Annotated in this window: 13 protein-coding genes and 1 pseudogene; 3 read left to right on the top strand and 11 right to left on the bottom strand. The window is 42.9% G+C overall.

Features of this window, described 5'->3' with window-relative positions:
* Positions 1-448 precede the first annotated feature (448 nt).
* Together IX95_RS18075 and IX95_RS18070 are read right to left on the bottom strand one after the other, a co-directional pair.
* On the bottom strand, positions 449-796 hold the full coding sequence (locus IX95_RS18075) for a hypothetical protein (protein ID WP_038162609.1): 348 nt from the start codon (positions 794-796) through the stop codon (positions 449-451).
* Between the two features lie 186 nt (positions 797-982).
* Complete coding sequence (locus tag IX95_RS18070) at positions 983-1,285, bottom strand: hypothetical protein (protein WP_152562045.1); 303 nt, start codon at positions 1,283-1,285, stop codon at positions 983-985.
* A gap of 321 nt (positions 1,286-1,606) precedes the next feature.
* On the opposite strand from IX95_RS18070, the gene IX95_RS18065 reads away from it, so the two are divergent.
* Complete coding sequence (locus IX95_RS18065; RefSeq protein ID WP_038162604.1) at positions 1,607-1,960, top strand: hypothetical protein; 354 nt, start codon at positions 1,607-1,609, stop codon at positions 1,958-1,960.
* 158 nt (positions 1,961-2,118) lie between these two features.
* Here the strand turns inward: IX95_RS18065 and IX95_RS25955 are convergent, their stop codons facing one another.
* From IX95_RS25955 to IX95_RS18045, 5 genes are all read right to left on the bottom strand, one after another.
* Positions 2,119-2,418 carry a WYL domain-containing protein gene (locus tag IX95_RS25955; RefSeq protein ID WP_081885447.1) on the bottom strand — a complete coding sequence of 100 codons (300 nt, stop codon included), beginning with the start codon at positions 2,416-2,418 and terminating at the stop codon, positions 2,119-2,121.
* A gap of 226 nt (positions 2,419-2,644) precedes the next feature.
* The gene (locus IX95_RS18060) at positions 2,645-3,448 is read right to left on the bottom strand and encodes a hypothetical protein (RefSeq protein WP_038162600.1); all 804 of its coding nucleotides are present in this window, start codon (positions 3,446-3,448) and stop codon (positions 2,645-2,647) included.
* Between the two features lie 165 nt (positions 3,449-3,613).
* Entirely contained in the window at positions 3,614-4,723 is a 1,110-nt protein-coding gene (locus IX95_RS18055; RefSeq protein WP_038162598.1) for an LPO_1073/Vpar_1526 family protein, read from the bottom strand.
* Positions 4,713-4,898, bottom strand: coding sequence for a hypothetical protein (locus IX95_RS18050; protein ID WP_038162595.1), 186 nt, complete (start codon positions 4,896-4,898; stop codon positions 4,713-4,715). Before IX95_RS18050 ends, IX95_RS18055 begins: the two co-directional genes overlap by 11 nt.
* Before the next feature lie 343 nt (positions 4,899-5,241).
* Positions 5,242-5,598, bottom strand: a complete 357-nt coding sequence (locus tag IX95_RS18045; RefSeq protein WP_021458334.1) for a PilZ domain-containing protein — start codon at positions 5,596-5,598, stop codon at positions 5,242-5,244.
* 299 nt (positions 5,599-5,897) lie between these two features.
* Here IX95_RS18045 and rarD point away from each other — a divergent pair, with 299 nt between their 5' ends.
* On the top strand, positions 5,898-6,788 hold the full coding sequence (gene rarD / locus IX95_RS18040; protein ID WP_038162592.1) for an EamA family transporter RarD: 891 nt from the start codon (positions 5,898-5,900) through the stop codon (positions 6,786-6,788).
* Between the two features lie 24 nt (positions 6,789-6,812).
* Here the strand turns inward: rarD and IX95_RS18035 are convergent.
* From IX95_RS18035 to IX95_RS18025, 3 genes and pseudogenes are all read right to left on the bottom strand, one after another.
* Positions 6,813-8,231, bottom strand: a pseudogene (locus IX95_RS18035) (basic amino acid/polyamine antiporter).
* A 339-nt stretch (positions 8,232-8,570) separates the two neighbouring features.
* On the bottom strand, positions 8,571-8,795 hold the full coding sequence (locus tag IX95_RS18030; RefSeq protein WP_038162589.1) for a hypothetical protein: 225 nt from the start codon (positions 8,793-8,795) through the stop codon (positions 8,571-8,573).
* Positions 8,796-8,881: 86 nt separating this feature from the next.
* On the bottom strand, positions 8,882-9,358 hold the full coding sequence (locus IX95_RS18025) for a Dps family protein (protein ID WP_038162586.1): 477 nt from the start codon (positions 9,356-9,358) through the stop codon (positions 8,882-8,884).
* Positions 9,359-9,575: 217 nt separating this feature from the next.
* Here IX95_RS18025 and IX95_RS18020 point away from each other — a divergent pair, with 217 nt between their 5' ends.
* Positions 9,576-10,442, top strand: coding sequence for a patatin-like phospholipase family protein (locus IX95_RS18020; protein WP_038162583.1), 867 nt, complete (start codon positions 9,576-9,578; stop codon positions 10,440-10,442).
* A gap of 28 nt (positions 10,443-10,470) precedes the next feature.
* Here IX95_RS18020 and IX95_RS18015 read toward each other — a convergent pair whose 3' ends face one another.
* On the bottom strand, positions 10,471-12,345 hold the full coding sequence (locus IX95_RS18015) for a methyl-accepting chemotaxis protein (RefSeq protein ID WP_038162580.1): 1,875 nt from the start codon (positions 12,343-12,345) through the stop codon (positions 10,471-10,473).
* Between the last annotated feature and the right edge of the window lie 23 nt (positions 12,346-12,368).

Below are 12,368 nucleotides of genomic sequence, written 5' to 3'. Positions count from 1 at the left end.
CCGCAAAGCATGGGCTTATTGTGACCACTAAACACAACAAACCAGTATGCAGCAACCCAATGAAGTCCAAAGAAGAAACCCAACAACAACGATACAGCCAACTAAAACAAAAAAGGGCCGCCCCACTAAAGCCACGCTACAGCTAATTGCCGTAATGCAAATTTAACTTGGGAGCCAAATGCAAACGGCAGATTAGCCGTCATGAAAAACTCAAAGCGGCTTTTCACCAGAGATAAAGATTTGGAACCTAGTGGAGATTTGAGAATGACCATGAGACTCGCAGCGAACGCTGGACCAACAAGCCAAATAAAAACTATATCTTGCTGCACCATAACGCCCTGTTAAGGGGTGAGCAATGCAATACCAAAGCCGCCGCCAACCACCTTAAACTCTAAAACCAACGCATAGTGAAAATGCCACGCGTTGCGAATCCCTCTTGAACAGTTTGTTATGGCGAGACTCTAAAGCGCTTCATTGACTCTCTTCTAGACCCCATTAGCTCTTGATATGATGACACATCAATTTTAAAACACATGTGATTCTTGTCGTGTCGAATGTAGAAACCAGATTTATTCTCACGCAAGTAATTCGTAGGAATGTCGAGCAAATGTATGTTCATACCATCTTCGAGTAAGAAATAGATTTGCTTTAACCGGCTGTCATCTATTTTGTCTAATGAAACCTCTAGCCACCAAACTGGTAATGCCTTGTTGATCTTTGAAAAGTGAGTATTGCGACTTCGAAAATCGACGCCGTATATACTTCTCGCTCGTTGTATTGCTTCTGACTTTTTCATGATTCATGTCCTACCCTTGGATACAAATCAATTATAGCAACTGATTGAATATAACTTACCTAGCGCCATAACGCCGCGTTAAGGTGTGAACAACGCTACCATACAACCTAAACCATTGTGCCGTAAACACTTAAGCCGATTCAAACTGAAAATGCCAAGCGTTGAGAGTCACTCTTAAACGCTTTGTTATGTACGTTTGTAAGCATCCTCGTAACTTACACCGATAGACACTAATAGATCTTCGAAGTACCCCACCTCTGCTAACTCACGGTTGTCTTCATATGCAAGGCACAAAATAATTCTCATTTTTGCAACATCTGTAATTTGAGTGTTATAACCATCATTTCCATCAACCCAGATCCACAGCTCTTCACGCAACGCCTCTAGGTCCGTACTCTCGTTCTGGAGCCAATAAGACTTGACGATTTTGAATGACTTCTCGGCGATGTCTAACTTGGGAATTCCGAGCTTATCAAGCCATGAAATCATATGGCTTGCATATTCTACATTTTTATCCAATTTATAATTTTCCTGATAAGTACATAACGCCCTGTTAAGGGGTGAGCAACGCAATACAAAAGCTGCCGCATACCACCTTAATCACCAGAATCAACGCATTGCAAAAATGCCACGCGTTGCGAATCCCTCTTGAACAGTTTGTTATAGCAACTATTCAACTTTATGTATACGAAGAACTATTTTACCCATATAATCCGCGCGCAAATTTGGAGTGCATAGATTAATGACCAAACTCCCTTGTGCTAAGTAGCATGGAATAAAAGGGATACGGCACCTTTAAATTAAAACGAAATGAAAAAGTTTGTAATTGCTTTAACTTTGCTAGGTACGATCAACGTAGCTTTTGCTTCTCAAGAGTATGGCTGTGTCCAATATCAAAAAGCTGATTACTCATGGGGAGAGCCGTACAAAGTTCCTGTCACAATAATCACAGGCTCGCAGTTAAATGAAGCAACAAATAGCTACAAGTACCAATCGTACTCTAACTACGCGCTTGCAGAATGGCCTAATGGTGGGTACAGCGCTTTAGAAATGCCTTCATACTATGACGATCTACCTTACTCATACACAAATACGAAAGATCAAAACGGCAGAAAATATCGAATAAAAGAAGCACCATCATACGGCGCTTGTTCATCTTACTAATTCCTTACAGGCCACTATCACAGGTGGCCTTTTAGTTGCTATAACGCCCTGTTAAGGTGTGAGCAACGCAATACCGATGCCGCCGCAGACTACCTTAAACACAAAACGCAACGCATAGCAAAAATGCCAAGCGTTGCGAATCACTCTTAAACAGATTGTTAGGCTGGTACTATTTCGAGTTCACGATCCCAAGGACTATGAGTTCCTGATGGGAAAGGTCTACGTCCAGCAAAAGTCTGAGTGGTCACCCGTAAATTACTAATCCTGAACAAGTCAAACCTACGCCACTCAGGTAACCCTCCGGAGCTACTTTGACCACCAATTTGATAAGCCAAGACTTGAACATTGCCATTACAGACACCAAGCACATGAGGCTCTACCACGCGTAACCTATTGCTATAGGTAAACTCAATTACTAACTTATTTTGAATTGCTCTTCGAATTTCTGATTCGTTCATTTTGATACCTCAAAGAACGGCAATATGCCACTAGACACATTACAAGAATTCGATACTCAAATAATTGAAGTTGTTGGCAAATCCACAATTTTTATGCGGAAAAAGCCTAACGCCGCGTTAAGTAGTGAGCAACGCAACCACGAAATCTAACCATACCACCTTAAACACAAAACCCAACGATAGCACTGAAAATGCCAAGCGTTGGGAATCTGTCTTAAACGCTTTGTTATACGTCCTTACGCAAGGCTGATTTTAGATTAGCAAAGTTAGTAAGCACCAAATAAAGCACTACACCGCATAAAACTTCCAGTAAGCTAATTTTGGGTAAAGGTAAGCCACCTTGAAAATTTTCAGTCATCATATTGTATATAAATATACCAATGATGATTGAAGCAACATAGATGCGCTGCTCTTTAGTAGCCTCACCATTAACTTGGTCTTCTGTGTGTACAAAACGTTTTGCTGCATAATGACCAACAAGGATAAATAAGGCTACAAAAGTAACAATTATGACCATCATAATTGTTACTAATATGAGAGGATTATTTACTGGGGACTCTTTATTTTCATATAAGTGTTTACCAATAATTTGACCAGTGTGGATTAAATGATCAAATAAAATATCAGACTCTGGTGAATGTGCGATTGTGATTGACGCACCACCAGTCGGACGAATAGAAGCAAAGTCGATATGAACTTCGTTACCAGACACTTCTGTTAGCTTATACTTATCAGCTCCAGAAACAACGGCAATTGATTTTTTGTCTAAAGGCTCGGATGATTTGAATATTAATGTAATATCTTCAGCCGTGGAGCCTTGGGAGTGCTGAATCGAGTATGTAGAAGTTATAGTTTTAATTTGCTTTCGGATCGGTTCATCTAATGACTTCAAAAATGGTTTGCTGATTTCTGACAGCAGCAATGGTTCTTTATTTGAAGACAACCAGTCGTTAATTACCGGTGTTCCAAATGCAGAAATGATAGCTCCGACAATTGCACCTAGAACCGCACTAAGCAATTGATTTTTCATATAACAGCCCCGAATAATAAAAAAGACAATTATACTCATATTAACTTGCAGAGCCAAATGGACGTATAACGCCGCATTAAGGTGTGAGTGACGCTTGGCTATACTTGAGCGAAGCGAAACTGCCAAGCGTTACGAATCACTCTTAAATGCATTGTTATACATTTTCTAGCCATCAAGTGGAGGTAAACTTTTATCACACCTTTGAGCATTCGAATGCGCCAAAACTTTGCCTACTGATGTCAACTGGAAAAGAACATCAATAGAGTCCCACCAACTTTTTAATGTATGTAAATTCTCTCGTTTATCCCACTCAGCCATAAAAGCATTGATGTTTTGCTGCTTTAAGCTAGCATTATTTTCATAAAGGTCGTAAATGGACTCAATGGCTTTAATTTGCTCTGGAGACAGAGCAATTGGAATATTGATTGCCTGCCCATTATTTATAAATGTTTGATACAGTTGAATTCCACTAATTCGACTTTTACTAGTTACACCTAACCGGACATATTGATCATTTAAGCTATGATCTAACAATAAATTAGGAGGCAATTTGTGCTCCTTGAGCATTTCAACTGCTTTAGCATGATTGTCTGAATCTTTCTTGATACCTATATCAACATACCCCGATAGCGCTTCCGGATAGTATTGATTCATTTTTTTCATACTACCAAAAGAGTTTAGACGCACGGCATTAAGTACATCAAGGTGATCAAGCCAGCTATTGCCTGTAGGTAATGGGTTGTATAGAACTTTTCCAAACAATTCATTCAATGTATCTAAGCCCACACTAATGTCGCCACTTGCAGGCAAAAACGCTGAAACTGAATGAGCTACCGTCATACCCAGTAAAGCTTCATCGGAAATTTCATCTACAATTTCAACAGCGCGGCTAATCCCTGCTCTTATAGTTCGATCTTCACCTTTTTGAAACCTATGAATTAGTAACTCGGATAGTAGCTCATAGTCAGCGGCTCTTTCCGTAGCAGCTGCACGCTTTTGCGCCTCAACTAACAACAACTGAAAACTAGGATCAGCAAATGCTTGCATTGCTCCATCAACAGCGTTCATCTTTGGCATCAAATTATTTTCAAACTCGATGACTCTCGAATTTGCAATTTCTAACGCTTCTTGGGAATACTCCTTTTTCAGCTGCAAATTCATCTCTTGATAAATTTCACGAGCCCGCTTTTCATCGATACCCATATTGATTACTAGCTGTTCAGCTTGCACGTTGGTCGAGCCATCTCCGCCTTTTTGACTTTGCTTACTCATCATCTTTTCTTTCCCTAATGTTCAAGTTCCCTCCAACTTGGATATTGGTCGAGTTCTTACCACCTTTTTGAACCTGTTTGCTACTCTTGCCAGAAAAAAACCAGCCAGCAATTGCAAGGGGAATTGCTATAGCAATACCACTAAAAAGCCATTCTTTATTTTGAACAACCCAGTCCATACTACCTCCGATAAATAATGGGAAACTCGAATGTATAACATTTGTATACTACGCATGCTCACTTTTAAATGCCCGATTTTCAGCAAATCTCCCTGATTCCTCTACAGAAAGATAGAAATATCATCTGAACAAAGTGCGCATACGCACTTTGATTGCGTAGTATCTCTTCACCAACTCACCTAACCCGTTGATTTTAAATTTAATATATATTTATCACAAACATAAGTGAGCATCGGCGTGGTGATGATCACCATCTGCTGCCTTTAGACATCTTAGATATGAATGGCAAAAACCGCTGGGTGTAAGTGCCAGCGGTTTAACGTGATAGCAGGTGAGATTGTCGTTATGCGACTTCGGTGACTGGTCGGGAGAAATACGTTGGGTACTTCTGGCGAATATGGCGCTGCTCTTCGACCATATTCTTAAACGTTGGCCCTTTCTTTAGCTTCACAATCACTTCATTCTGATCAAAACGAAGTACAGCGCCTTCAAAGGTCACTTGTTTGTTGTTGTGTAAATTGAGGGTTCCAGACATAGCCAGCCCTTTGTACCAGTCGGTAAATGTGTTCTTTACCACTCGAATGCCGCCTTCAGAAACTTCGGTTACGTGAAACAGCTCGTTAGAAATACGCACAGAAGGTCTTGCTCTTCTTGGGTATTTCAAGCGATAGAATTTACGTTTTTGTTCAAAATCACTCATCAACAATCTCCTATTACTTCGAGTGATAGCGTCCCGAAGATCCTTACCTTGTACTGGTGGTTTTTGTCACCAATATCAATTAATTTTCCAGATAGTATAACTGTCGACTATTAAAAGAAAATCTTTAGCGTTTAGTTTTGAGCCTGTGATCTTGATACACGGTATGACCATTCAAATAAAACATCATAAGCCATTGTTTTTAAATGAATAAAAACCAGAAAGTAACGACACAACAAACTCCTTTACAATACGTAGTTTTGCGCATACATTGCACGCATATTAATCACTAGGTTTATTCGATGTCACAAGAACGTACCGGTAACTGGATGGCAGCGCTTTCATTCCTTCTATGGGGTTTACTGCCACTCTATTATCAATATTTGCCTAACGCGGCTTTAGACGAACTACTGACCGTTCGATTGGTCGCGTCTGTGCCCTTTGGCATACTGATTGTGTTATTTGTCACCAAACGAATGCCTGACTTTTCGGCTATTTTCGCGGATCGCCACTCTCTCGCCATTACAATCCTTGGTAGTACCTTGATGTCTATCTCCTGGTGCGCTTTCACATGGGCAATCACCAATGATCGCGTTATCGATGCCAGCTTAGGCTTTTTTATCAGCCCGTTGACGATGACGGCGCTGGGCGTATTTGTGTTGGGAGAAAAGCTTTCACTTGGCAAAAAGGTCGCGTTGGTACTGGCAAGCGCTGGTTTGAGCTATCAGGTGATGCAATATGGGCAGGTACCCGTTATCGCACTCACGATGGCCATTTTCTTTACGCTGTATGGTTGGTGCAAGAAAAAGATCCGATACGAGTGGAGCACCAGTCTGTTTGTTGAAGCTCTAGCACTGACGCCATTTGCACTGGGCTACCTTATTTTCAAAGAAGCGACGGTTGGAACGGAATCTCTTAACTCTGGCTGGGAGACTTTTGCCCTCTACGTTGGCGCAGCTCCAGCGACTTTGATTCCGCTGCTTTTCTATTCTCTCGCGATTCGTTTAACCAGTATGTCGACCGTCGGCCTAATGCAATATATTGAGCCGTCTATCCAATTTTTGTTGGCGATCTATTTATTTGGCGAAGTCTTCGATGAAGTCAAACTAGTGAGTTTCAGCCTAATATGGGCAGGCTTGCTGTTCACCATTGCAGAAAGCGCCAAAAACCGAGTTGTACTAAAACGCTCATAAAAAATCCCCCAGCTGGGGGATTTTTTAAAATGAAAGGCTAATCATGCCTTGCCACAACAGGCCAACAGCCAGCACAGCGACCACACTCAATAGTCCAGCCCCTACCTTCTCTTTACCTTCGAATGGGTTAATACCCTGCTCTTTTTTAGCCTGAATGTAAAAGTACAAACCCGGCAGATAAAAAATGGCAGAAAGCATTAAATAATTGAGCCCGGAAGCGTACAGCAACCAAAGCCCATACAAGGTTGCACCGATACCAATGGCTAGCAGGCTGCCTTTATTTTTCTGCTCTAGCGCCAGTTTTAGTACAAATGCACCCACCAAAAAGTAAGGCACTAGGATCATTTCGGAGGCAATAATCAGTAGGGTATCGTACGTGCTACCCGCGAACATCACAAAGATGAGAGAGACTTGAACCCAAACATTGGTCAGGGTTAACGGCCTTACCGGACTGCCAGCCTTGTTTAACTTAGCGTACTTGGCTGGGAACATTTTCTCTTTAGCACATAAATACGGAGCTTCTGACGCCAACACCGTCCAGCTCAAAAATGCACCACATACAGACACTAGTAAGCCAATACTAATAATGTATTGCCCCCATGGCCCAAGGATATGAGTGAGCACTTTCGCCATTGAAGGGTTCTGATAGTGGGCGAGTTCCGTTGGTTTAATAACGCCCATCGACAGTAACGTCACTAACACATAGATAGATAACGCGGTAAGTAGACCTAATATCGTTGCGCGGCCAATGTCTTTCCGGTTTCGAGCTCGACTTGATACGACCACCGCGCCTTCAATACCGATGAAGACCCAAACGGTCACCAGCATGGTACTTTTGACTTGCTCCATTAACCCATGCCCTTCACCGAAATGAAGGCCACTAAAATCGAGCGTAAATGTGTCCCAGCTAAAAGCAAACAGAGCACATAGTATGAAAACGAATAGCGGCACCAACTTGGCGTAAGTCGTGACCATGTTAATCAAAGCCGCAGTCTGAACGCCACGTAAAACCAGAGCATGTACCATCCACAATAAGGCAGAAGCACCTAAGATCGACACCCAAGTATTGCCCTAACCAAAAACAATATTGTCTGGTGTATCAAACAGCATACCCAGTGTGCTAAACACAATAACCAGATAAGAGACATTGGCCAACATCGCACTGAGCCAATACCCCCACGCAGAGCAAAAGCCGACGAAATCGCCAAATCCTTCTTTGGCATAGCCGAATACACCACTCTCGATATGAGGCTTGTGAAAGGCTAACTTTTGAAATGAGAGAGCAAGAAAAACCATGCCGATCCCCGTGATCGACCAACCGATCATCACGGCAGCAGGGCTCGCAACAGCAGCCATGTTTTGTGGCAAGCTAAATACACCTGCGCCTATCATTGAGCCAATGACGATCGCAGTAAGAGAACTGAGCCCGAGTTTGTTGTTCATTGTTGTTTCCGGATTATAAATTCGAACGCTATGGAAGTGGTCATATTACGAAGAAATATCAATAAGCGGCAGAGCAGTTGTGACTGCTATCGCAAAGATAGATTCATAATCAAACACTTCATTGTTACTGATCAAACCAAGTCGCCATACTAATATTTAATTCCACAAATGCAATATATATTAGAATTTAAAACCACCAAAGAATCAGTTGTCAAATCAATAAATTATCAAGAGATCAAATCAAAGAATGTATGAAACCATCAAGAGGTATTGGCTAACTGTGAATAACCGGACGAGAAAACGAAAAAGCAGGGCACTGTCGCCCTGCTTTATAGTCGATTAATGGTGAGAGACAGAAGGGTCATACCCGAATTCTGACTGCTGGTAAATATCTGATAGAGCTTTTGCTTTTTTCGGCTTAGCGGAACGCTTTGAAGCCCCTATATAGTGAACTTCTTGAGATTCTAACGCCTTCTCATGCGCTTTTGCCGAGCGAATAAACTCTGGGTCGTTTAGCGCCTCCTGGCGCAGGCGATTAACACGTTCAAGGGTTTCCCACAACATAACTCACCTCCAGAAACTGTACTTATATACAGTATAAATATCCTCACCAATAATTCAAGAAAAGACTGTTTATTTAAACAGTATCTTTATTGCATATATGCGTTCAGCATCCACATTAACTTTTCTTGCTCTCGAATATAGTCACCCATCAAGGCGGCTGTACCCTCATCTTCTGCATCCTCAGCTTGAGCCAAAATAGCGCGTTGCTGAGTTAGTAGCGTGCTGAAACCATGAACAAGGCCTCTCACACATTCTTTACCTGTAGTGGCATGCTGGTGTTCTTCAATATCACTCTTGGCCAAGTACTGGCTAAAGCTGTGGTCTGGCGTTGATCCAATCGTCAGAATACGTTCTGCCAACTCATCAATTTTTGTTTGAAGGTCTGTGTAGATCTCTTCAAATTTCACATGCAATTCGAAAAACTGCTGACCTTTGATGTTCCAGTGATAACCGCGGGTGTTCATGTAAAGCACTTGGTAGTGTGCTAACAATGCATTCAACTCGGTCGCCAAGGCTTGTGATTTTTCGTTGTTTAGGCCGATTAAGTTAACTTGGTTTGTCATCATGCATTCCTCATCAATTTCAATATTCTTGGGCTGTTGCCCTTCAATGACTTCACTATATCCATCACGATAAGATAGTTAAAAACGTTCATTTCTATACTTTCAATAGGAGTTTCCTATCTATAGTTTTTGCCTATTTCAATGATGCCTAGATCCGATTATCCGATGTCGTTCGCTGGCGTTATTCTGGATAAAACAATTGGTTGAGGACAAGATAGTGAAGGCTCTTGTTGTTGAAGGAGGCGCAATGCGCGGCATTTTTGCTGCGGGTGTGCTCGATACTTTTATTGACGATGATTACTACCCTTATGACTTTGTCATTGGCGTTTCGGCGGGTGCGTCCAATCTACTCGGCTACCTAGGTAAGCAGATAGGCCGTAGCTATCACGTCATCACTGAACTGGCCACTGACCGAGATTTTTACAACCCTAAGCGGTTTGTAAAAGGTGGTGATCTTATTGACGTGCATTGGTTGGTGTCAGAATCCGAGAAGCGCTATCCGCTAGACACACACCAAGTATTCCAGTCGGCCCCAATGTTGGCTGTTGCCACTAATATCAATACGGGACAAGCTGACTACTACCAGCTCAATCACAGCAACCTCAGCCAGATCATTGAAGCCACCAGCGCACTGCCTATCGCCTATAAAACAACGCCGTGCTTCTCTGGTGGCTGCTACACCGATGGAGGCGTCGCAGACTCCATTCCTGTGATGGAGGCGTATCGCCGCGGTGCGACGGACATTACAGTTGTCCTCTCTCACCCACTCAGCTACGAGATGCCTAAGCCGAAAAGCTCTTGGGTAATCAAAAAGCTGCTACATAAATACCCGAAAATTGCCGAGGCACTGGCTAGAAGAGCCGAAGGATACAACCAAGCATTAGCCTTTATTCGCAATCCACCAGAAGGGGGTAAAGTACGTGTCATCGCGCCACCAGAGAATTTCACCGTGAAACGATTAACAATGAAAAAACTGGCTTTAGATGAAGGTTATTTCATGGGGATCGAAGAAGGGAGAAAGCACCTAGCCAGTCGCAAAGGCGCTTATGGGTTAGATGCAGAGAATTGTCATTTCTGCCTGTAAAAAGACCGCCGAAGCGGTCTTTTCCTGTTTAAACAACGAATGCTTCGAGGGATTTGTCTGATTCGTTTTGGTCTTTCAGCTTCTGAACAGCCGTTCGCGTGTTTGACACCAGATCCGTCACTTCGCTGGATAAGGTATAGATGTTTGTCGCATTGGTGCTGATCTCTTCAACAACTAAACTTTGTTCTTCAGCAGCAGTCGCGATCTGTGCGTTCATATCGTTAATAGACTGAACCGACTCATTAATAGTATTAAGACCCATCTCAACCTGCTTCATTCCACTAATCGCCTCATCCGCTTTGGTCAGGCTGACTGACATAGACTGCCCTACTTGCTCAGTACCAGTCTCCAGCTCTTCGAGAATTTTACCAATATCCGCCGTTGCGCTTTGTGTACGCTGTGCAAGCTGGCGAACTTCATCGGCAACAACAGCAAAACCTCGACCTGAGTCCCCTGCTCGTGCTGCTTCAATCGATGCATTCAGTGCCAGCAAATTGGTTTGATCTGAAATGTCAGAAATGACGCTCAGAATTCCCTTAATGTTATCGGCAGACACATTGAGCTGTTTGACATCCTGTTCAGACTGAGCGACCTGCGCTGACAGCTCTCCGATGATGCAGCTGGCGTTTACTGCCGTCTGAACACCTTCAACCGATGCGTCGTGTGCCTGACTGGCGGCGTGAGCCGCACTTTGAGTGTTGCGCGCCATTTCCTGCGCGGTGCTGCTCATTTCATTCAATGCCGTCACAAGCTGCTCAACTTCTTGCTGCTGTTTAAGGATGGAAGCTTCAGAACGCTCCGAGTTCTCTACAGCAGTTCTGGTTGTCGAAGTCAGATCATTGGCAAACAGTTTGGAGGTCTGAATATTGTTTTGCAGCATTTCCACAAAGCCATTAAACGCGCCCGCAATATACGCAAACTCTTTATCGACTTTAGTTTCAAGGCGGTAAGTTAGATCTTTCTTGTCACCTTCGCCCGAAATACTGTTAATGCCAGTCGTCATGTTCGATAGCGGCTTCATCAGTAGGTTAACCACGAAACCGAGCACAATAACAGAGATCATGATGACGGCCAGAAGGTACATCAACGTCTGGTCACGCATGTCATCCAGTGATTGGAAAACAATATCTTCTTTAAGTACAGAACCGATGATCCAGTCATGGCCTGTCAACGGTAGTTGCTGGACGATGTTCTTTTCACCATCAAGGGTCAGTACCTGGTCATCGCCACCCAGTTTTAGCTCAGGGTACACCTCAGACAGCTGCTTACCGTTATAGTCTTTGTTTGGGTGAGAAATGATGTTGCCGTCTTTGGTCATCAAAAACAGATAACCCGCATTCAATGGTGAAATTCGGTTAATTTTCTCACTCAATACCGCAAGGCTAACATCAAAGAAAGTGACCCCTTTAAACTCCCCTTTTACAACTACAGGCGCTGAAATGGAGATCATCTGCTGCTGAGTGTTAACATCGATATAGGGCTCAGTAATGATCAAAGAGCGATGCTGCTTGGCATCTTGATACCAAGGGCGTTCACGAGAATCCCATGTGCTGTCTGGCACCCAGCCTGGTACATTTTCAATGATACCGCCATCTTCTTCTATGCCGATACCCGTCGCGACAAACAGCTCTTTTAATTTTGGTTGTTCAATGATCTGTTCGATACTTTTAGGTGCGTATTCGTGTTCAATGGTCTGAGTGGTCGATAACGCAAGGTTTTTCCACCCATCAATATCAGATTGCACGGTATTCTCTACACCAGTCAGAACTGATTCAATGGTGTTGTGGATCTCTTTTTCTCTGTCACTATGCAAAAATGAATACTGAAAATAAGCGAGTGCAGCGAGTGAAATAACCAGTAGCGAAAGTTTGCTGATAAGTAGCTTGGCTTTAAAACTAAACACGTATACCTCTTGGCAAATAGCCT

The sequence above is a fragment of the Vibrio sp. B183 genome, assembly GCF_000740665.1.
Taxonomy (GTDB): domain Bacteria; phylum Pseudomonadota; class Gammaproteobacteria; order Enterobacterales; family Vibrionaceae; genus Vibrio; species Vibrio coralliilyticus.
This window is presented reverse-complemented; position numbering and strand designations above follow the sequence as displayed.

What these genes read in the sequence shown, in the direction of transcription:
- IX95_RS18075 (WP_038162609.1), bottom strand. Translation starts at nt 796, where the DNA reads ATGAAAAAGTCAGAAGCAATACAACGAGCGAGAAGTATATACGGCGTC.
- IX95_RS18070 (WP_152562045.1), bottom strand. Translation starts at nt 1,285, where the DNA reads ATGATTTCATGGCTTGATAAGCTCGGAATTCCCAAGTTAGACATCGCC.
- IX95_RS18065 (WP_038162604.1), top strand. Translation starts at nt 1,607, where the DNA reads ATGAAAAAGTTTGTAATTGCTTTAACTTTGCTAGGTACGATCAACGTA.
- IX95_RS25955 (WP_081885447.1), bottom strand. Translation starts at nt 2,418, where the DNA reads ATGAACGAATCAGAAATTCGAAGAGCAATTCAAAATAAGTTAGTAATT.
- IX95_RS18060 (WP_038162600.1), bottom strand. Translation starts at nt 3,448, where the DNA reads ATGAAAAATCAATTGCTTAGTGCGGTTCTAGGTGCAATTGTCGGAGCT.
- IX95_RS18055 (WP_038162598.1), bottom strand. Translation starts at nt 4,723, where the DNA reads ATGATGAGTAAGCAAAGTCAAAAAGGCGGAGATGGCTCGACCAACGTG.
- IX95_RS18050 (WP_038162595.1), bottom strand. Translation starts at nt 4,898, where the DNA reads ATGGACTGGGTTGTTCAAAATAAAGAATGGCTTTTTAGTGGTATTGCT.
- IX95_RS18045 (WP_021458334.1), bottom strand. Translation starts at nt 5,598, where the DNA reads ATGAGTGATTTTGAACAAAAACGTAAATTCTATCGCTTGAAATACCCA.
- rarD (WP_038162592.1), top strand. Translation starts at nt 5,898, where the DNA reads ATGTCACAAGAACGTACCGGTAACTGGATGGCAGCGCTTTCATTCCTT.
- IX95_RS18030 (WP_038162589.1), bottom strand. Translation starts at nt 8,795, where the DNA reads ATGTTGTGGGAAACCCTTGAACGTGTTAATCGCCTGCGCCAGGAGGCG.
- IX95_RS18025 (WP_038162586.1), bottom strand. Translation starts at nt 9,358, where the DNA reads ATGACAAACCAAGTTAACTTAATCGGCCTAAACAACGAAAAATCACAA.